The following is a 20300-nucleotide window of genomic DNA, read 5'->3' as shown; positions in this document are numbered from 1 at the left end:
AATTTGAATGATATTACTTACATATTTTTTGCTTGGATTCATAGTGTATCTGCGGGAATTTGGCTTGGTGGCTCACTTTTGTATCTGATCAAGTCTATAAAATATAGAGACAAAAATATTAATGCATTAGACTTTATTTCTGACTATAACTCTATTCTTCTTGTTTCAAGTATTTTACTTTTCCTATCAGGAGTGATTATTGCTTTTGATAGACTGACTTATGGAAATTATTCAAATACTCAAATGACTCTTTTGCTTACGAAAGTATTACTTACATTTTTACTTTTATATCTGACTTGGGTCAGTAGAAATTCTATAAAAGAATTTAGAGTAAATCCTTCCTTTTTTATATCAATAATTATTTATCTAATTGCTAGTATTCTTAGCTTCATCTAATAAGAATTTTATTGTTTTTTTAGTTATTGGATCTATAAAGTTTGGAGAGATTTCACTTAATGGTTGAAGAACAAAAAGCCTTTCCTTAAATCTAGGATGAGGAATCTCTAAATTATCATTAGAAAAAATCAAATCATTAAAAAAAATAATATCTATATCTATAATTCTAGGTTCATTTCTAACAGAAGAACGAATTCGACCTAATTTACTTTCAATTAAATTTATATCATTCAAGAGCTCAAAATGGTCTTTAAGGAATTCAATCTTAACAACAAGATTTAGAAAGTTATCTTGTTTTATAGATACTTTGAATGGTTCTGTTTCAATAATTGATGAGGTGGCTTTTATGATAGAAATAGCTGAAATATGACTTAAGCACTTCTTAATATTTTCAGATCTATTACCAAGATTAGAACCTATTGATAAGTAAGCAGTGTTTGATTTCATGATGAAAATCTTGATTCTTCCAAAATATTTATCATTTTTCTTACATCATTCATTTCAGAGTAATCATGTACTCTTATTATATTTGCTCCATTTATGATTCCATATGCAACTGAAGCAGCAGTTCCAAAAATTCTATCATCAACTTCTTTGTCAGTATAATATCCGATAAAAGATTTCCTCGATGGGCCAATCATTATTGGCAAATTAAAAGATCTCTTAATAATATCTACATTTGATAAAGCATCTTTTGATTGATCAAATTTTTTACCAAATCCAATTCCAGGATCTAAGATTATATATTCTCTTTTGATACCTTTTTCTAGTATAAGATCAATCTTGCTTGATAAGTCATCAATAATTTCAGGAATAATATTTTTATGTTTTTTATTCTTTCTAAAGTGATTTAGTACATAAAATATATTATTTTCACCGATTGATTCTAAGATCGATTCATCTTCAAGCATAGAAATATCATTTACTACAGAAACGCCTAATTTTATAGCTTCTTTTGCAACTAAAGGTTTTTTTGTATCAATAGATATATAAAGAGGAAAATTTTCCTTTATAAATTCAATGATTGGTAAAACTCTATCGAGTTCTTCATTTTCAGTCACTTCTTTAACATTTTCATAAACTGAAGCAGGTCTAGTTGATTCACCTCCTACATCAATAATATCCACAGATTGTTTAAGCATGTTTTCTAATTCTCTTTCTAAAGAGAATTTTTTATTTTTGAATATACCGTCACCTGAAAAAGAATCAGGAGTTGCATTTATTATTCCCATAATTAATAAACTTTTAGTATTTACGGATAATTTATTCATAAGAAGTCTGTTTTATTGGGCATTTAGTTCTATGAATTATTATATTTCATATTTATTATTAAGTCTGAAAATAATATTTATGAATTAATAATAAGGTTAACTAATTGCCTGATAATAATGAAAATAAAAATCTTATTGAGCAACTCAATTCTAAAAGAGAAAATGCTCAAAAAGGTGGTGGAGATAGAAGAATAGAATCTCAAAAGAAAAAAGGCAAACTAACGGCTCGGGAAAGATTAGCACTATTTTTTGACAATTCTGATTTTGAAGAGGTTGATATTTTTGTTCAGCATCAGTCTAAAGATTTAGGATTAGATAAAAGTGTTTATGATGGAGATTCAGTTGTTACAGCATATGGCTTTGTAAACGGCAGACAAACTTTTGCTTATGCTCAGGATTTTACTGTTTTGGGAGGTTCATTATCTTTGGTTGCAGGGAAAAAGATTGCAAAAATCATGGATATGGCTTCAAAAAATGGTGCTCCTATCATTGGTTTTAATGACTCTGGGGGAGCAAGGATTCAAGAAGGTGTTGATTCTTTAGCAGGATATGGAGAGGTATTTGTTAGAAATACAATGTATTCAGGTGTTGTACCGCAAATAACGGTAATCGTAGGGCCTTCAGCTGGTGGAGCAGTCTACTCTCCTGCTATTACTGATTTTATTTTTATGGTAAAAGATATAGGTCAAATGTATATAACTGGACCTGATGTTGTAAAGTCTGTAACTGGCGAAGAAATAAGTCATGAAGACTTAGGAGGATCAGTGCCTCATGCGACTAAATCTGGTGTAGCTCATTTCGTATATGATAACGAAGCTAAATGTATAAATGCAGTTAAAAAGCTTTTAAGTTTTTTACCTCAAAATAATCTTGAAAATGCAAAAAAAATTGAAAGTAATTCTAGTGATCCAAATGGTGAAATGTTAAGAACAATAATCCCTGAAAAATCTACTCAACCATATAATGTTATTGATGTTATAGATAACATAATCGATGATAAAGATTTCTTAGAAATACAATCTAACTATGCTCAAAATATTGTTATTGGGTTTGGAAGAATTAGAGGCTCCAGTGTTGGGATTGTAGCCAATCAGCCTGCGCATATGGCAGGAATGCTAGATATAAATGCTTCTGATAAAGCTGCAAGATTTGTCAGATTTTGTGATGCGTATAATATTCCTATAATTACCTTAGTAGATGTTCCAGGATTTATGCCAGGTGTAAATCAAGAACATCAAGGAATAATAAGACATGGAGCAAAATTAATTTATGCTTACGCAGAAGCAACAGTCCCTAAAATTTCTGTTATTCTGAGAAAAGCTTACGGTGGAGCTTATATAGTTATGAATTCTAAAGAATTAAGATCTGATCTAAATCTTGCTTGGCCAACTGCTGAAATTGCTGTAATGGGGCCAGAAGGTGCTGTAAATGTAATATCTAGAAAAGAAATTTCAGAGTCTGATGACCCAGAATCAACTAGAGAAAAATTGATTTCTGAATATAAAGAAAAATTTTCAACTCCATATATCGCTGCCTCTAGAGGTTATATAGATGATGTAATAGATCCAGCAGACTCAAGAAAAAAAATTGCTAATGCTTTAGAAATTTTTAGCAAAAAATATTCAGAGAATCCCCCAAAAAAACACGGTAATATACCTTTATAAGGAGAAAAAAATGATCGACTTATTGAATATAGCTAAAACTGAGGCCAATGGTAATTTATTTAATGAGTTATCAAATATTTTTGAAAAAGCTGATATAAAGCCTGAGGGATATCCAGACGCTGTAGTTTGGCAAGGTGGTAACCATGATGGAAAAATTAATCCTGTAGCTCATTCATTAACTGATGCATATGCACTTTTAGGAACAATCGCTGCTATCGATATCCTTGGACTACCTTATTATGGTGTCCCAATGTGGTCTCAATACAGACATGATACTAAACTTGAAGCTCTTGCTTGGTTTGGGAATATGCCTTGTACTTCTATCAAGTGGTCGACAGCAGGTGATGCATATGTAAATGATGGAGGAGGCAAGAAAGTTGTTGTTATGGGTAAGTCTGGGAATGCTCCATTAAGAACTCAGGCTGGTGTATATTGTAATGTCAGACCATATGGGCCGATAACTGTGGTAAGATCAATGCCATGCCTTCCTTACTCCCAAGATAAAGAGAAATTTGGAGTTAACGATGAAGGAATAGTTCATTCTGAAATGAATACTCCAGCAGTTCAAATGGCATATGCTAACAGATTATTCTTAAAATTAGTTAACGATTCTGGCTCAATTGGTAGAGTCGCAACTAAACCTACTCAAGCAATGGAGGATGGAATTAATGCTGGACTTCATTCTTGGCTTTTAAAAGGAACCAAATTTGAAGTTGGAAGAAAATATGCAGTAGATCCCTATGAGGAACATAAAGAAAGAATCGATAAAATAATAAAAATTTTACCTCCAGATTTCAAAGATGGAATGGAAAATTGGTCAGGAAGAATAGAGCAACATATATCTGATACAAATTATGGTCTTCTAGTATGGGATATTATCGAACAACAAGAAACTATAGTCCTTTCTACAGATTTAGACGGAGACAGATTAACTGATCTGCTAGCTGATATTTCAGATCCCCTAAGAGCATTTGGGGGGAAAGTTGCAAAACATTTAGGGCAAGATGTTGATATGAGGAATATTTGGTCAGATATGGGTTATACCACAGGTAATGGTAGAGATATGACTTCAGTTATGCATAGAATGTCAGGACCTCCTATTCATGAGCAAACACTAGGTTCAGCAGATGCAATGTTATTAAGATTATTAGATGGTGATGAATGGGTGGGAGGAACTAAACAACCATATGATCCCAGAATACATTTTGTGCTTATTAGAGATGCATATATTGATGCTAATCCTGATAATAAGGAACTACATTCATGGCTAGATAGTGCATTAGAAAAATTTGATGAAGTTTATAGTGGAGATCGACCTGGATTCATACAGGGATATGAATCATTAAAAAAAGCGATTACTCCTTGGGGTAAATAAAAAAATAATTGGAGGTAAATGATGAAATTTAAAGTATCAGTTATAGGAGCAGGAAACGTAGGGGCAACAACAGCACAAAGAATTTTTGAAAAAAAATATGCTGATGTAGTATTGGTGGATGTAGTTGAGGACATGCCACAAGGTAAAGCATTGGATATATTGGAATCAGGCCCTGTTTTGGGAACTGACAGTAAAATAATTGGTTCAAATGGATATGAAGAAACTGCTAACTCAGATGTAGTTGTTATTACTGCTGGAATAGCAAGAAAACCTGGAATGAGTAGAGATGATCTTCTACTTACTAATATGAAAATTGTGGGTAGTGTTACAGAAGAAGTAGTAAAACAATCTCCAAATTCTATAATTATTGTAGTTTCTAACCCATTAGATGCGATGGTTCAACATGCTTACAATATAAGTGGATTTGACTCTAAAAGAGTTATTGGAATGGCCGGTATCTTAGATACTGCTAGATTTAGTACTTTCATTGCTGAAGAACTCAATGTTTCTGTTGAAAGTGTCAACGCATATGTTCTTGGGGGACATGGAGATACTATGGTTCCTGTTATAGGAGCAACAAACGTAGGTGGTGTTCCTGTTGAGAATATGATTGAAAAAAATAAATTAGCATCAATAGTTCAAAGAACGAGAGATGGTGGTGCTGAAATTGTTGCTCTGCTGAAAACAGGATCTGCATTCTACGCACCATCCGCATCAATTGTTCAAATGGTTGAAGCAATCTTATTAGATAAACAGCAGATATTACCATGTGCAGCATTATTAAGTGGAGAATATGGATTTAATGATGTTTATGCAGGTGTTCCAGTAAAGCTTGGAGCAAATGGAATTGAAGAAGTAATTGAGGTTGACCTGAATAAAGATGAACATTCAGCTCTTTCAAAATCAGTTGACTCTGTTATTGAACTGTTAGATATTATGAAAAAAAATAAGTGATATACAAACTTCTAATGAAGGTAAATTTTAAACTTTATTTAGAACTTCTTTAGCTGAAACTATATGTCTTGCAAGGCCTATATCTTTTTTCTCAATTCCCATAGCAAGAGCTATCATTTGAGGCATGTGAATTATTGGTAAATCAGCTTTATCACCTCTATTGTTATTTCTGGCTTTACCTTGATATCCATCCAAGTTTAAGTGACAAAGTGGACATGGAGTCACCATAGCATCTGCACCAAGATCTTTTGCTGAACCTGTATTATTGGAAACCATTTTTAGTGAGTTCTTTTGATTGATAAAGAGTATTGGAAATCCGCAACATGAAAATTTGCCTGGAAAATCAATAGCCTCAGCCCCACAAGATTCAATAACCTGTTCAAGATACATTTTTCTTTCTGGTCTTTCATTAAATCCTAGTGCTTCAGATGGTCTAACCATGTAACATCCATAAAATGGAGCAAATTTTAGATCAGATAGTTTTGTTGTAAAATGAGATTCAAGTTTATCTAAACCATAATCTTCTACCAATATCCATAAAAGATGTTTTACCTCTGTTGTTCCTTTATATTCATAACCTTCATCTTTTATCAAATCATTTATTTCGTCTAAATATTCCTTATCTTTTTTCACCTTAAGATTAGCTTGACTAAGTACACCCTGACAAGTTGAGCATAAAGTCATAATATTTAATCCTAACTGCTCAGCCATCGCAAGGGTTCTGACATTAATTGAATCACCTAATAAAGGGTTCTTTTCTTGAAGAACTCCAGCACCTGTACAACCCGCTTTTGTTAGTTCTTCTAATTCGATACCAAGTTTATCTAACACAGCCATAGATGAAGAAAGCAACTCAGGAGTACCTCCTCTAGCTACACATCCTGGATAAAATGCAAATTTCATTACTCTTTCTCCTTAATAGCTTTGGCCAATTCCTTAATCTTTTTATTATCTTTTGCCTTATGGGGAAATAATGGTGGCAATTTACCTCTGATAAGTGCTCTAAGGCCTACTGGAACTAAATCTAGCAATCTAAATATATTGAATATTCCAGCTGATTCTAATGCTAATCTACTTTCATCTAATCTACCATGAGCTGTAACTGATTTTTCAAAAGAATTTGTATGATGATAACCATGAGTTTTTTTAGCACCAATTTCTATTGCAGATTCCCTTAGATCCATTATTCTATCCATTGGATTTACTCCCTTTGGACAAACCTCAACACACTGCATACATCTTGTACAATCCCATATACCTCCGCTCTCATCGTTTAAATAGTTAAGTCTTTCAGAGGTTTTATCGTCTCTTGGATCATATACAAATCTTGACGCTTTAGCTAATGCAGCGGGACCTATAAATGAGTTATCTACTTCCAATACAGTACAATCAGAAACACATAATCCGCACATAATACAATTCATTTCAGTCAAGAGTTTTTCCATAGAATCATTTGATGCAATAAATTCTCCTTTTTCAGGAAGCTTATCGGGTTGAAGAAATGGACTAACTTGCTCCATTTTTGCAAAAAAAGAACTTATATCTACTATCAAATCTTTAATAACTGGTTGGTTTCCCATTGGCTCAATTAATAGAGTTTCTCCATTGGGAGATAATTCTTCTACTCTAGTTTTACAAACTAATTTTGCTTGACCGTTTACTTTCATTCCACATGAACCACAAATAGAGGCTCTACAAGCACATCTTAAGCCTAATGTTCCATCAATTTCTTCTCTGACATGAATCAAGGCATCTAATACAGTAGACGATTGGTGGATATCCATTTGATAATCTTCAAGCCAATTATTATCTTTTGTTTTTTCAGGATCATATCTTTTAACACTTAAATTTACTTTCATAAGAACTCCTAGTAAACTCTTTCTACTGGTTGCCATTGTGTGATAGATACATCCGGAGTTTTCACAGTAATCTCACCTTCCAGATCTTTTAGCACCAATGTATGTTTCAACCAATCTTTATCATTTCTTTCAGTCAAGTCAGTTCTAAAATGAGCTCCTCTACTCTCTTTTCTAGTCAGTGCACCATGGACAATAGATTCAGCACAATCAATCATATTTCCAAGCTCAAGAGCAAAAAGTAAATCAGTATTATAGACCTTACCTTTGTTATCAATTTTGATAGAGTCTCTATACTTTATTTTTGTTTTATCGACAACAGATTTAGCGTACTCCATAGACTTTTGGTCTCTGAATACTCCAATTCCTTTGGTCATTGCTTCAGCCATTTCATTTCTTACTTCTGAAACTCTGAGCTTACCATCTGACTCAATTATACTTTTTATTCTTTTAAGGTCCTTATCAACAAATTCCTTAGTGGGAATATCTTCATTTGAAACTGTTCTAACATAATCAGATGCCTTAACAGCAGACCTTCTACCGAAAACAACTGTGTCTAGTAATGAATTGGCACCTAACCTATTAGCTCCATGAACACTTACATTTGCACATTCACCTGCTGCATATAATCCAGGGACGCCAGTTTCTCCATCGACATCTGTTTTAATACCACCCATTATGTAGTGCATACCAGGCCTTATAGGGACAGGTTTTTCAGACATATCTATACCTAAAAATTCAACTGAAACCTCTTGAAGATAACCTAACCTAGTCTCAATAAATTCTTTGCCTAGATGTCTTAGATCAAGAAGAACATTACCATCAATACCTCTACCTTCATTAATTTCTGTTTGTTCAGCTCTTGATACAACATCTCTGGAAGCTAACTCCATGTAATCAGGAGCATATTTTTCCATAAATCTATCTCCTTCAGCATTAAGAAGATAAGCTCCTTCTCCCCTCGCTGCTTCTGATAGTAGGATTCCTGTTCTGGCTAGGGTTGTAGGATGATATTGAATCATTTCCATATCCATAAGACCAGCACCATTATTCCAAGCCAAAGATAAACCATCACCTGTACAAATCAGTGCATTAGTTGATGGTTCAAATACTCTACCAGCACCACCTGCTGCAATTACCACTGATTTAGCGGTTATAGCTTCAATTTCACCAGTTTTTAAGTCAAGAGCGACTACACCCTTAACTGCACCTTCATGCTTAATTAGAGAAGTTACAAACCATTCTTCATATACAGTTAATCCCATCTTCAGTGATTGCTCGTATAAAACGTGAAGTAACGCAGATCCAGTAATAGCTCCAACAAAAAATGTTCTTGCAACTTTTTGACCTCCAAACCTTCTTGTTCCTAATTTACCATCATCTCCTCTAGAAAAAATAACACCCATTCTTTCTAGTTCAAGCACAGCATCACCTGCTTCTTGACTCATAATTTCAACAGCATCTTGATCGGCCAAATAGTCACTACCTTTAATTGTATCCAAAGCATGACCTTTCCAATCATCTCCTCGATCTGTAAGAGGTGCATTAATACCTCCCTGGGCAGCATTAGAATGACTTCTTACAGGGTGAACTTTTGTTATTACTGCAACATCAAGACCTAACCTTTGTGCTTCAACTGCACAGCGTAGACCTGCTAATCCTGCACCAACTATTAATACATCATGATCATACATATAAAACTCTCCTTAATAAAATTATATTATTGATTTATAGATATTTAGAGCCGATATTGTGCCTTGATCTATAATTTTATTATTTTTAATTAAATTCATAGCTTCTTCAAGAGTATATTCTTCTAAATAAATCTCTTCATCTTCATCTGGACTAAGCGAGGATTCGTAAATCTTTTGTGCTAAAAAATATTCCGTCATTTCGCTACTGTAACCAGGGGCTGCATAAAATTTACCTAGAGATATATATTTCTTAGCTGCAAAACCAGTTTCTTCTCTGAATTCTCTGTCAGCACCCATTAGTGGACTCTCATCTGTTTCAAGAGTTCCACATGGAAGTTCTATTGTGAACTCTTTTACAGGTTGCCTCCATTGCTTTACAAAAAGAATTTTTTTCTCCCTAATACCTATTATCAACACAGATCCAGGATGATCAACAAAATCTTTGTTTATGATTGATTTATTAGACATCTCGTAAGTATCTCTTCTTATTTTTAGAGAGTCCGCATTATAAACTAATTTAGATTCCATGTTATGTATTCTTTGAAATATAGTTGCCTTTTCTTATTCCAAGTTTTTCAGTTATTGAACCCCAATAGTAACTTGAAGGATTTTTTCTTAAAAATTTTGCTTTAGTGTCAGATATCTTGATCGTGAAATAGTCATTATTTTCTACTTTGTGCTCTATGAAACCATCAATACTTATTTGAGCATCATTTCTAGTTGAAACAGTTATTTTACAAATTGATTCAGAATTAACTACTGCACCACCAAACTGACTCATATGAGTTGCTATAGGCTTTATGAAATAGTCATTTGATTTGGGATCTAGCACAGGCCCACCAATTGATAAAGCATAACCTGTAGATCCTGTTGCAGTGGAAATTACTAATCCATCTCCTCTATAGGTTGCAAGATGAATATTATCAATTTCTGTAATAGTTTCTATCATTGAAATTGAAGAACCTCTAGCAATAACTATGTCATTCAAAGCTGTGTAGGAGTATTTTTTATTTGAATTAACAAATTCAATTTCAAGCATAGATCTTTCTTCTATTCTGACACCACTCAAGTAATCAGATATTTCTCCAATAGCTTTATCACCTTCAATATCAGTCATAAAACCAACAGTACCCATATTTATGCCTAATACAGGTACATCAAATTTTACTGCTAATGAAACAGCACGTAATATTGTCCCGTCTCCACCTATAGCAATTACTAAGTCTATTTTTGTAATATTTTCAAAATTAAAATCCTGAACTTTTTGCCATGACAAATCTGAAAATTTTGATTCAATCTCTTTACTTAGAATCACAGCTTGACTTGATTCGGGATTTATTACTGAACAAATACTTTTATATTTCACTAATTACCTCTTTTAGATGGATGAAACAACATTATCTAATATAGATAATAACAAATCAGGGAAAACCCCCAATATCAAAACTAACGATGATGATAATGATGCTACTAAAATATAGTTATTGTTGCTATTAGACTTTTGTTCGAATTTTTCAGTAGAAATATAAATGTTTCTCAACATAGCTAAATAATAATATGCAGAAATAAAAGAGTTTATAACACCAACTACAGCTAACCAAGCTAATCCATTATCTACAGCTGAACTAAAAACTAATACCTTACCCATAAATCCAACAGTAGCAGGTATACCCAAAAGACTTAGAATAGAAATAGTTAATAATATTGAGACTAAGGGATAAACACTAAATAATCCCCTAAGTGAATTTATTGAAGAACTATGAGTAACATTTATAACATATTGCAAACAAAAAAATACAGTTAAGTTGGTTAATGCATACCCAATAACATAAAAAAGAGTAGTTGAACCGGCAGAAGAAGTTGAAATTAATGCAATTATACCTACTAACATATATCCAGCATGAGCAATCGTTGAATAAGCAAATAATCTTTTAAGATCACTCTGCAAAATAGCTCCAAAATTTCCCACTGTCATTGACAAAAATGAAACTATTGACAAGAATATTATGAAGTTATTTGAATCGAAATTTATAGATAATATCTCAATAAATATTCTGATAATCAAAACAAAACCAGCTACTTTTGATACTGTTGATAGATAAGTAACTATGGGCATTGGCGATCCTTGATATGTATCAGGGGTCCACATATGCCAAGGTGCAATTGACAACTTAAATGCTATACCCATAAATAAGAAAACAAGACCCAAAATTATTGCTGGATTTAGAGAAGAAATATTCATGTTTTGGATATCTATTGACCCAGTAACTCCATAAAGATATGCAACCCCAATTAGAAATATTCCAGTCGATAATGAAGCTAAGATCAAATACTTAAACGCAGCCTCTAAACTAAATTTTCCTCTACCAAAAGCAACTAATGAAATTATTGGAAGTGAGGCTAATTCAAGAGATAAATACAAAGTAATAAAATCAATTGACATTATTACAAACAAAGAACCTACTAAAGATAATAGTAATAATGAAATAAATTCAGACCTAAAAGTTACTTGATTAATTATGTAGTCGTAAAACGCTGTTAGTATAACGAAAGATAACAAAATTATAATAAGAGCCATAAAAATATATAATTTATCAAAAACTAGAGTATCAAAGAAAATAGATTTACTTGTTTCAAAATTAAAAAATTGAATTATTAGAATAGAAGCTGATATAAACATTCCAAACAGAGCGTAAAGCATTAATATAACTTTTCTTTTAACAAAAAAATCAATTATCAATACAAATAAAGCTGTTAGTATCAAAACTATGGGAGATAGCAAATATGTTAGTTCTTCAAATTGCATTATTTTATAATCTCCTTAATTCCCATATCAAAAAAAGTTATAAATATATTTGGTAATAATCCAATTATTATGATTGGTATTGTTATCAAAAATGCAGGCAAAATATCAAAAAAGCTAGCATCTGTTAATTCATTATATTTATAGGTGTTATCATTATTTTCTAGCTTATTAGTACCAAACATTGATCTCTGAACCATCCAAAGAATATAACCTGCAGCCAATACTACACCAAATGCAGATATTATTGTATAAGCTGGAAATATGCTATAGCTTCCCAAGAAAATCATAATTTCTGATACGAACCCAGAAAATCCTGGAAGTCCCAAAGAAGCTAAGCCTGAAATAACAAAAAATAAAGAAATTAATGGCATTTTGTTAGACAGTGCACCAAGTTTATTTATATCTCTTGTATGAGTTCTGTCATAAATGAGACCTACCGCTAAGAAGGATAATCCTGTAATTGTTCCATGGGTAAACATTTGCATAGCTGAACCGTTAAGAGAATATAAAGAATATTCTTTTGTATTACTTATTGCAGAGAAACCTAATAAAACAAATCCCATATGACTTATAGAGGAGTAAGCAATTAATCTTTTTAGGTCAGTTTGTCTTATGGTAACTATAGCTCCATAAATTATTGAAATTGTTCCTAATATTGCTAAAAATTCAGCTACATCAAATATTGTAAAACCTTGGGTGTCCTGAAAGAAACCTAAATTAATTCTGAAAAGCCCATATCCTGCCATTTTAAGTAGAACTCCAGCAAGCATTATTGAGACTGCAGTAGGAGCGTCTGTATGAGCATCGGGTAACCAATTATGTAATGGCCACAAAGGGAGTTTTACAGCAAATGCTATGAAAAAAAATGCAAAAATAAAAGACGACGGAATAATCAGATCTTTGCCTGCAATTAAATCAGGAATCCCTTTAATACCAAGTTCGGGTATTGATACCATAGCTAATGTGCTTACTGCTTCACTCGTGAATAAAGCTAATATAGCGATAAGCATAAATGCACCTCCTGCAAGTGTAAAAATTACAAACTTGATTGCAGAATATTCTTTTCTACCCGATCCCCAAATTCCAATCAACATATACATTGGTATTAACTCAAATTCAAAAAATATAAAGAAAAGTAAGAGATCCAAAGAGGTAAATACTCCCAAAACACTAGTTTCCAAGATCAATAACCAAATAAAATATTCCTTATATCTTTTCTGTATTCTCCATGACGACATACAGGCAACCATACCCAGTAAACCTGTTAATAAAACTAAGGGGGCAGATAATCCATCTAGTCCTAATAAATATGAAGACTTAATATTTAGAGAATCGATCCAATTAAGATGATCAATGAACTGAATACCTCCTTTTTCTCTATCGTAGAAGACAAATAATAGAAGAGATAAAAGGAAAGTTATTATAGAAGAAAATATAGAAATTTGAACTACTTGTTTCCTAGTCCTCAGTAAAAGTAAAAGTAAAGCTGTTGTAGCAGGTAGAAAAACAGTTATTGTAAGAAAAAAATTAAACATATAACATCATCCTAAAATCACTAAAATAAATACAGCAATAACACCGGTGAGAACCATTACAAGACTATAAGAATGTATTTGACCATCTTGAAGCTTAAGAGAGTTAAAGCTCAATCGACCAGCAAGCTTTGATAATCCAATATTTATACCATCAAATATATTTTTATCTATCCACTCAGAACCAGAGCAGATTATTTCATAAAAAACATTTTTTATAAATATTTTTTCATAAAGAACATCCATATAATATTTTTTATCCAAGAAATTATTAATGCTGACTATCATAGAACTTTTTTCAATTTCTATTTTTTTTCTATAAATGTTAATACCAAATAAAATACCAGTTATTGATATAAAAGTGGAGACTAAGGCTATAGAAAAATTAAATTTATGAGCACCATGATAATCAAATTGGTACAAGCTTTGTTCTAAAAATACCCCAAATAGATGCTTATCAATAAATATAAGATTAGAAAATACTGGATTTATTAAATAACCAATAATTATTGCAAAAAAAGATAATACAATTATAGGATATATCATATATTTTGGAGATTCTTCAAGGTGAACATGTTCAACTGTTTCTGGTATAGGTATATTATTTGCTTTAAGGTCCTCTGATTCTTTATCACCACCACCTCTAAATTCTCCAAGAAAAGTAAGAGAGATTGCTCTAAACATGTAAAAAGCTGTTAGAAATGCAACGATCAAGCCTGTAATCATACAAATGTAGCCAATATATCCACCGCTTAAATAAGCAGAAAGAACAATTTCATCCTTAGACCAAAATCCCGATAAAGGAAATAAACCAGATAGAGACAATGCACAAATTGTCATTGAATAATAGGTGAATTTCATTTTTGACTTAAGTCCTCCCATATATTTCATATTAAATGTACCTGCTGCATGATGAACAGACCCTGCACTCAAGAATAAACCTGCTTTAAAAAAAGCATGAGTAAATAAATGGAAAATAGCGGCTGTATATCCTCCCAATCCAAGGGCCATAAACATATATCCGAGCTGAGAAATTGTGGAATATGCTAAAACTCTCTTAATATCAGTAGTAGTTAGTGCCATAGTAGCAGCAATAAATGATGTAATAGCTCCAATTATTGAAACGAGTGTCATAATATCTGACTGTTGAAATAAAGGAAATAGTCTTGATATTAGAAAAACTCCTGCGGTAACCATAGTAGCTGAATGAATAAGAGCAGAAACGGAAGTTGGTCCCTCCATTGCATCTGGCAACCAATTATGTAAAGGAAATTGAGCAGATTTACCTATTGCTCCAATTAAGAAACCTAAAGACATAATTGTTGCAGAATTTGTAGAAATTTGATCTGAGACTATAGCTATATACAAATTTGGAATTTCTAATAGATCAGGGTTTATATTAAACAAATAAATTATAGAGAATAAGAACCCAAAATCTCCCAATCTTGTCATTATAAAAGCTTTCTTAGCTGCTGCTGCTGCTGAATTTCTTTGATGCCAAAATCCTACAAGTAAGTAAGATGAAACACCCACTAATTCCCAGAAAATAAACAGCTGTAAAATATTTCTTGACATAACCAATCCAAGCATTGAGCCTGTGAATAATGCCATATAGGAAAAATAACGTGAAAAGCTTTTATCTCCATGCATATAGCCTATAGAGTAAATCTGTACTAAAAACGATACACCAGAAACTACTACTAACATAATCGCAGTTAGAGGGTCTACCATAAATGAAAAATTTAGATCCACATCATTAATACTTATCCAATTAAATGATATTGTAGAAGAAAAATTTTCAACATTAAAAATAATTACAAGTGAAAAAATAAAGCAAAGGCCAATAAAAAGCGTATTTATAAATCCTGAGATCTCTTTTTTATCTGGACCAAAGAAAACAACAAAAAAAGATTGAAATAGAAAAACACTAAATGGTATCAATAATATTAATAATGTTAGTATCTCTATCAAATTAAATCCCTGCTTAAATTTTCCTTATTATTTCATCTGCAACATGTTCTCTACCTTTAGGAACAAGGACTCTGAACTTAGATTTTTCAGACCATTCAAGCAATCCTTGTTCTGGAATTATTTTTGTAGGTAAACCTTCAGCCTCTAGAAGATTTTTCCAGGTTTCAGCTGTTGTCAAATTATTTACTTTTTTGTAATCAATCCACATAATTAATTTTTCATTTCAGATAAGTCTGTTAATTCCACAGTGGACTTAAATTTACCAAGAGCCAAAACTAATGCCAATGCTAATGCTGTTTCTCCTGCAGCAACAGATATTATAAATATTCCAAGTATATTCCCTGACAAAATATTAAAAATATTTTCAGAAGTCAGTGAATTTAGTATATATTCTTCATGAATACTATATCTTGTAAATCCAATAACTGCCAAAACTACTGAATTAAATATTAATTCAAGAGACATTAAAGTAATTACTATATTTTTTCGAGTTAGTAATCCAAAAATACCAATAGATAATAATGCGGAAGAAAAAATTAAAACTATGTCTAAAGTCATACTGTCTCTTTATTTCCTTCCTGATCATTCTCTATAGTATTTTTAGTAACAGCAATGGAGCCAATAACGCATGCTACGATGATCAATCCTATTAATTGCAGAGAAACAAAATATTTGGTTGATAATAAAGTTCCTATAGGCAAAATTGAATTATTAAATATACCTTCCTTAATTTCACTTTCTAATGAAGTATTACTCACAGAAGTTATAGAATTGTCATTTGAGTTTTCAACATATTCTTCGAATAAAATTTGTTCAACAATGGGAGATTTTATATTTTCAACAGTTATCCAATTAGTTGCTAATATTACGTAAGTAAAAGTTGCGAAAATTAAACCTGAAATAAATAAAGAAGTGTAAAAACTAAAACCTTTAGTTGAGGATGACGCAGTTTGTAAATCTTTAACAAGAAGTACAGAAAATGCCATTAGAACAGAAACTGCCCCCACATAAACTAAAATCTGAACAGCTCCTAAAAATTCTGCATTAATGGCAAAGTATACAACGGCAACACTAATAAAACTCAAAGCTAAACTTATAGCTGCTCTAAAAACATTTGTTTGAACAACCACAAATAATGCACTCATCACTCCTACAGTAGCTACTAAAATTAAGAAAATATTTAGTAAAGAATTATCCATTCGTTTTCCTTTTTGTGACCCATTTATTCTTAATATCTTGGTAACTAGGTTTTTCATGTCTTCCAGCTTCTTTAGGGTTGCTCAAGTCTTTATCCCAAGGATCGTAATCTTTTTCTTCAAATTGGGGTCTAAACCAACTACTTGGATTTTTATTTTGAGAAGTTAGAGTATCTTTATCAAGAACCAAATTGACTCTTTGATAATTACCTCTTTCAAAATCAGTTCCCATATGCAAGGCATCATAAGGACAAGCTTCAACACATAAACCACAAAACATACACCTACCAGTATCTATGTCAAATTTATCGATCGCATAGTTTTCACCTGCCTGCATATTTTCTCCGCTTGGATGAGTCACAATTTCAATAATTCCTAATGGGCAGTATTTTGCACAGGAAGCACAAGCTGTACATCTATCATCGTACCAAACAAATTCATTACCTCGAAACCGAGGAAATTGATCATTCTTGACTGGAATTTTTGCCATTCCTACAAGCCCCATTATGAATTCTTTGGGATTTTCTGTAATCAGTTTTGAGATTGGTTTATTTAAGTACCTTGAAAGAGCAAAAAGACCAGCTCTTTTGTCAGGATATTGAACGGTAAATACAGGAGAAAAAAGATTTTTTAGAGTTACTGTCAAACCTTTGAAAAGCCCTAGTCCTATCATTAGCTTCCTACTTTCTCGAATTTAGGCTTATCTGATCCAATAGGATATGATGATTTTATGTTTATATAATCAACATAATTTTTTGTTCTTAATAATCTAAAGATAATGATTAGAAATGGGAAAGCAAATATCCAATTTGCAAGAGCAATGTACAAAATCCTATTAGAATCTCCTTCTGGCCATATTATAACAGTAACTGAAGTTACAACAATATTGACTAATGTCAATTCAAAAAGTCCTTTCCAAGCTAAATTTAATACTTGATCTATTCTAAATCTTGGCCAAGTAGCTCTAATCCAGATAATTACAAATAAAACTCCAACAACCTTAATTGTTAGCCAAAATATACCAGGTAGAATTGGTCCATTAGGACCTCCAAGAAACAAAGTAGAGAAAACTGATGCTGCGGCAATAGCAGCAGCAAACTCACCAAGATAAAACAGCCCCCATTTCATTCCTGAATAATCATTTTGGTATCCTGCTGCTAATTCGGATTCAGCCTCTGTTAAATCAAAAGGTGTTCTATTTATCTCAGCAAGTGACCCCAAAAAGAAAACAACAGCCGCAACAGGTTGAATCAATATAAAAGGTAGAGATTGATAATTCACAATATCCATGACTGACATTGATTCAGTTATTAATAAGATTCCTACTAATGACAGGCCAACAGGTATCTCATAAGAAATCAACATAGCTACAGATCTGAGCGCTGAAAAAATTGCTATTCTATTTGCTGAGGCCCATGCAGCACATATTATTGACAATCCACTTATAGAAGTAACTGCAAGTATGAATAAAACACTCACATTTATATTTACAGCATATAAACCCATTCCAAATGGAATTACAGAAAAAATTATAAATACCGGTACAACAAGCAAAAGAGGCGCAAGATTAAAAATATATTTATCAGCTTCTTCAGGAATTATATCTTCCTTAAACATAACTTTTACTGCATCTGCTGTAGATGTTAATATTCCTTGAGGTCCCCATCTGTTGGGTCCAGTTCTTTGTTGAAATCTACCCAAAAGTCTTCTTTCTCCCCAAATTAAAGCAAGTACTCCTCCTAGAACAGCATTAATAATAGCAAAGGCTATGATTATTCCAGTTAGTAAAGTTAATATATAATTCTCATACTTTAAGTCGGTTAGAAATAAGTCTAAAACATATTTCAAAATGTCATAAATAAATTCATACATTATCTATCAACTTCTCCCATATTTATATCGATACTCCCGAAAGTAACAAATAAATCACCAAATAAAGTTCCTAAAAGCATGTCCTTCAGCAAAGTTAGGTTTATAAGAGATGATGATCTAACGTGCCATCTATATGGAGAAATAGAACCATCTGATACCAAATAAAAACCTAACTCACCCTTAGATCCTTCAATTGCTGTATAACAATCTCCCTTAGGTGGTCTAACCAAATTAGGAACCTCATCATGATGTGGTCTGACTGGACCTGGTTCAATTCTTTCAATACATTGTTTGACTATTTTCAAACTTTCCCTCATCTCTTGAACTCGAAGCAAATATCTAGAATAATTATCTCCAGCATTATGAATAGGTACGGTAAAATCAACTTGATCATAGTAATCATATGGATCTGATTTTCTCAAATCCCAGTCAACTCCAGTAGACCTAAGAATTGGGCCAGTTATTGATGCATTCAAGGCTTGTTCAGCAGTAATCACAGCAATACCTTTTGTTCTCGAAAAGATTATTTCATTTGAGCTCAAAAGATTTTCCAATTCATCTACTTTTGATGGAAAATCTTCGATAAAATTATCAAGAGAATCCCAAAATTGCAATGGCGCATCCATAAATACTCCTCCAGGACGTAAATAGGAATTTGTTATTCTAGCACCACACAACATTTCGAACATTTGAAGTATTTTTTCTCTTTCCCTCATAGAATACGTAAGAGGAGTTCCCCATGCCCCTAAATCTTGAATTAAGAATCCAATTGCAACTAAATGACTAGCAATTCTTTGTAACTCCGAAGCTATCATCCTTAGCCAAACTCCTCTGGGTTTAGGTTTTATACCTGCTAATTCCTCTAGGGCTAATATATAACCTTGATTATTGAGCATAGAAGAGACATAATCCATTCGATCCGTCAAAGTAACAACTTGAGTGTAAGTTCTTTCTTCAGCCAGCTTTTCAGATCCTCTATGCAAATAACCAAATATAGGTTCAACATCAATAATTGTTTCACCATCAAATGTTACCCTCATTCTAAAAACTCCATGAGTTGAAGGGTGTTGAGGACCTAGATTTATTGTTATTGGTTCACTCTTAACTGACATATGCTAACTAGAATCTCCTACTAAAGATTGATCGTTGGTTACAAAATCTTTTCTTAGTGGATGCCCTGGAAATCCATCCCACAATAATATTCTTTTCATATTGGGATGGCCCTCAAACTTGATACCCATGAGATCATAAATTTCTCTCTCTTGAAAATCAGCTCCTTTCCAAAGAGAATATAAACTCTGGATTTTTGGTTCAGATTGCCTTCCATAACCAATCTTTGCTTTTATAGTGGCTTTTGAAAGTGTTATAAGTGATTTTAAGTGATAAACAACCTCAAAATGATCATAGTAATCTACAGCAGTTACCGAAGACAAAAGATCAAAAGAGAAACCCGATGTTTCCTTCAAAAATTTCATTACTTCATAAATTTTTTCTGGATGAATATAAACATCTTTGTTGTTAGATTTTTTTACGCTATTAGGAAAATGAGAATCAATCTCTTTTGCAAGTAAATTACCATTCCAGTTTTTCATAGAATTATACATCCCCTGCTCTTTCGCCAGTAAGGCTATATTTCTTAATTTTCTCGTGCAGTTGCATGATTCCAAATAGCAATGCATCTGGACGAGGAGGACACCCTGGCACATAAACATC

The 20300-nt window shown here is 32.4% G+C and carries 22 protein-coding genes; 4 read left to right on the top strand and 18 right to left on the bottom strand.

The window, feature by feature from the left end; translation table 11 throughout:
* The first annotated feature begins 3 nt into the window (after positions 1–3).
* The gene (locus tag MK083_04785; GenBank protein ID MCH2673769.1) at positions 4–396 is read left to right on the top strand and encodes a hypothetical protein; all 393 of its coding nucleotides are present in this window, start codon (positions 4–6) and stop codon (positions 394–396) included.
* Here MK083_04785 and folK read toward each other — a convergent pair.
* A complete protein-coding gene (gene folK, locus MK083_04780; protein ID MCH2673768.1) occupies positions 367–843 on the bottom strand; it encodes a 2-amino-4-hydroxy-6-hydroxymethyldihydropteridine diphosphokinase in 477 nt (158 codons plus the stop codon). The two genes, MK083_04785 and folK, sit on opposite strands and share 30 nt — an antisense overlap.
* On the bottom strand, positions 840–1667 hold the full coding sequence (folP, locus tag MK083_04775; protein ID MCH2673767.1) for a dihydropteroate synthase: 828 nt from the start codon (positions 1665–1667) through the stop codon (positions 840–842). The genes folK and folP overlap by 4 nt, the downstream gene beginning before the upstream one ends.
* Before the next feature lie 104 nt (positions 1668–1771).
* On the opposite strand from folP, the gene MK083_04770 reads away from it, so the two are divergent.
* From MK083_04770 to mdh, 3 genes are read left to right on the top strand one after another with little or no spacing between them, the layout of a single operon-like run.
* Positions 1772–3331: an acyl-CoA carboxylase subunit beta gene (locus MK083_04770; GenBank protein MCH2673766.1), complete on the top strand. Its 1560-nt coding sequence runs from the start codon at positions 1772–1774 to the stop codon at positions 3329–3331.
* Positions 3332–3341: 10 nt separating this feature from the next.
* Positions 3342–4706 carry a hypothetical protein gene (locus MK083_04765; protein ID MCH2673765.1) on the top strand — a complete coding sequence of 455 codons (1365 nt, stop codon included), beginning with the start codon at positions 3342–3344 and terminating at the stop codon, positions 4704–4706.
* Positions 4707–4727: 21 nt separating this feature from the next.
* Positions 4728–5660, top strand: coding sequence for a malate dehydrogenase (gene mdh, locus MK083_04760; protein MCH2673764.1), 933 nt, complete (start codon positions 4728–4730; stop codon positions 5658–5660).
* Between the two features lie 27 nt (positions 5661–5687).
* Here mdh and MK083_04755 read toward each other — a convergent pair whose 3' ends face one another.
* The 16 genes from MK083_04755 to MK083_04680 form a co-directional block, all read right to left on the bottom strand.
* On the bottom strand, positions 5688–6563 hold the full coding sequence (locus tag MK083_04755) for a CoB--CoM heterodisulfide reductase iron-sulfur subunit B family protein (protein MCH2673763.1): 876 nt from the start codon (positions 6561–6563) through the stop codon (positions 5688–5690).
* Positions 6563–7519, bottom strand: coding sequence for a succinate dehydrogenase iron-sulfur subunit (sdhB, locus tag MK083_04750; GenBank protein MCH2673762.1), 957 nt, complete (start codon positions 7517–7519; stop codon positions 6563–6565). The genes MK083_04755 and sdhB overlap by 1 nt, the downstream gene beginning before the upstream one ends.
* Positions 7520–7527: 8 nt before the next feature.
* The gene (locus MK083_04745; GenBank protein MCH2673761.1) at positions 7528–9210 is read right to left on the bottom strand and encodes an FAD-dependent oxidoreductase; all 1683 of its coding nucleotides are present in this window, start codon (positions 9208–9210) and stop codon (positions 7528–7530) included.
* 21 nt (positions 9211–9231) lie between these two features.
* Positions 9232–9678, bottom strand: coding sequence for an NUDIX hydrolase (locus MK083_04740; GenBank protein ID MCH2673760.1), 447 nt, complete (start codon positions 9676–9678; stop codon positions 9232–9234).
* A gap of 61 nt (positions 9679–9739) precedes the next feature.
* Positions 9740–10576, bottom strand: coding sequence for an NAD(+)/NADH kinase (locus MK083_04735; protein ID MCH2673759.1), 837 nt, complete (start codon positions 10574–10576; stop codon positions 9740–9742).
* 12 nt (positions 10577–10588) lie between these two features.
* The gene (locus tag MK083_04730) at positions 10589–12016 is read right to left on the bottom strand and encodes an NADH-quinone oxidoreductase subunit N (GenBank protein ID MCH2673758.1); all 1428 of its coding nucleotides are present in this window, start codon (positions 12014–12016) and stop codon (positions 10589–10591) included.
* The gene (locus MK083_04725) at positions 12016–13551 is read right to left on the bottom strand and encodes an NADH-quinone oxidoreductase subunit M (GenBank protein MCH2673757.1); all 1536 of its coding nucleotides are present in this window, start codon (positions 13549–13551) and stop codon (positions 12016–12018) included. Before MK083_04725 ends, MK083_04730 begins: the two co-directional genes overlap by 1 nt.
* A gap of 6 nt (positions 13552–13557) precedes the next feature.
* The gene (nuoL, locus tag MK083_04720; GenBank protein MCH2673756.1) at positions 13558–15519 is read right to left on the bottom strand and encodes an NADH-quinone oxidoreductase subunit L; all 1962 of its coding nucleotides are present in this window, start codon (positions 15517–15519) and stop codon (positions 13558–13560) included.
* Positions 15520–15532: 13 nt separating this feature from the next.
* Entirely contained in the window at positions 15533–15727 is a 195-nt protein-coding gene (locus tag MK083_04715) for a hypothetical protein (GenBank protein ID MCH2673755.1), read from the bottom strand.
* A 2-nt stretch (positions 15728–15729) separates the two neighbouring features.
* Complete coding sequence (nuoK, locus tag MK083_04710; GenBank protein MCH2673754.1) at positions 15730–16077, bottom strand: NADH-quinone oxidoreductase subunit NuoK; 348 nt, start codon at positions 16075–16077, stop codon at positions 15730–15732.
* On the bottom strand, positions 16074–16775 hold the full coding sequence (locus MK083_04705; protein MCH2673753.1) for an NADH-quinone oxidoreductase subunit J: 702 nt from the start codon (positions 16773–16775) through the stop codon (positions 16074–16076). Before MK083_04705 ends, nuoK begins: the two co-directional genes overlap by 4 nt.
* Positions 16711–17388 (bottom strand): 4Fe-4S binding protein, encoded by a 678-nt coding sequence (locus MK083_04700; GenBank protein MCH2673752.1) that lies wholly within the window; start codon positions 17386–17388, stop codon positions 16711–16713. Before MK083_04700 ends, MK083_04705 begins: the two co-directional genes overlap by 65 nt.
* A complete protein-coding gene (nuoH, locus tag MK083_04695; GenBank protein ID MCH2673751.1) occupies positions 17388–18587 on the bottom strand; it encodes an NADH-quinone oxidoreductase subunit NuoH in 1200 nt (399 codons plus the stop codon). The genes MK083_04700 and nuoH overlap by 1 nt, the downstream gene beginning before the upstream one ends.
* On the bottom strand, positions 18587–19699 hold the full coding sequence (locus MK083_04690; GenBank protein MCH2673750.1) for an NADH-quinone oxidoreductase subunit D: 1113 nt from the start codon (positions 19697–19699) through the stop codon (positions 18587–18589). Before MK083_04690 ends, nuoH begins: the two co-directional genes overlap by 1 nt.
* A 3-nt stretch (positions 19700–19702) precedes the next feature.
* Positions 19703–20179: an NADH-quinone oxidoreductase subunit C gene (locus MK083_04685; protein ID MCH2673749.1), complete on the bottom strand. Its 477-nt coding sequence runs from the start codon at positions 20177–20179 to the stop codon at positions 19703–19705.
* A gap of 4 nt (positions 20180–20183) precedes the next feature.
* The coding region (locus tag MK083_04680) for a hydroxyacid dehydrogenase (GenBank protein MCH2673748.1) at positions 20184–20300 on the bottom strand (117 nt) is incomplete at its 5' end.

Source organism: Dehalococcoidia bacterium, from assembly GCA_022451965.1.
Classification (GTDB): Bacteria; Chloroflexota; Dehalococcoidia; order Lucifugimonadales; family Lucifugimonadaceae; genus TMED-70.
Note: the sequence above shows the minus strand (reverse complement) of the source record. Positions and strands in the feature narration are given on the sequence as shown.

Coding starts and splice junctions, on each gene's coding strand:
- MK083_04740 (MCH2673760.1), bottom strand. CDS start 9,678: ATGTCTAATAAATCAATCATAAACAAAGATTTTGTTGATCATCCTGGA.
- MK083_04705 (MCH2673753.1), bottom strand. CDS start 16,775: ATGAAAAACCTAGTTACCAAGATATTAAGAATAAATGGGTCACAAAAA.
- MK083_04755 (MCH2673763.1), bottom strand. CDS start 6,563: ATGAAATTTGCATTTTATCCAGGATGTGTAGCTAGAGGAGGTACTCCT.
- mdh (MCH2673764.1), top strand. CDS start 4,728: ATGAAATTTAAAGTATCAGTTATAGGAGCAGGAAACGTAGGGGCAACA.
- nuoK (MCH2673754.1), bottom strand. CDS start 16,077: ATGACTTTAGACATAGTTTTAATTTTTTCTTCCGCATTATTATCTATT.
- nuoH (MCH2673751.1), bottom strand. CDS start 18,587: ATGTATGAATTTATTTATGACATTTTGAAATATGTTTTAGACTTATTT.
- MK083_04730 (MCH2673758.1), bottom strand. CDS start 12,016: ATGCAATTTGAAGAACTAACATATTTGCTATCTCCCATAGTTTTGATA.
- MK083_04685 (MCH2673749.1), bottom strand. CDS start 20,179: ATGAAAAACTGGAATGGTAATTTACTTGCAAAAGAGATTGATTCTCAT.
- folK (MCH2673768.1), bottom strand. CDS start 843: ATGAAATCAAACACTGCTTACTTATCAATAGGTTCTAATCTTGGTAAT.
- MK083_04745 (MCH2673761.1), bottom strand. CDS start 9,210: ATGTATGATCATGATGTATTAATAGTTGGTGCAGGATTAGCAGGTCTA.
- MK083_04700 (MCH2673752.1), bottom strand. CDS start 17,388: ATGATAGGACTAGGGCTTTTCAAAGGTTTGACAGTAACTCTAAAAAAT.
- MK083_04765 (MCH2673765.1), top strand. CDS start 3,342: ATGATCGACTTATTGAATATAGCTAAAACTGAGGCCAATGGTAATTTA.
- MK083_04690 (MCH2673750.1), bottom strand. CDS start 19,699: ATGTCAGTTAAGAGTGAACCAATAACAATAAATCTAGGTCCTCAACAC.
- MK083_04725 (MCH2673757.1), bottom strand. CDS start 13,551: ATGTTTAATTTTTTTCTTACAATAACTGTTTTTCTACCTGCTACAACA.
- folP (MCH2673767.1), bottom strand. CDS start 1,667: ATGAATAAATTATCCGTAAATACTAAAAGTTTATTAATTATGGGAATA.
- MK083_04715 (MCH2673755.1), bottom strand. CDS start 15,727: ATGTGGATTGATTACAAAAAAGTAAATAATTTGACAACAGCTGAAACC.
- sdhB (MCH2673762.1), bottom strand. CDS start 7,519: ATGAAAGTAAATTTAAGTGTTAAAAGATATGATCCTGAAAAAACAAAA.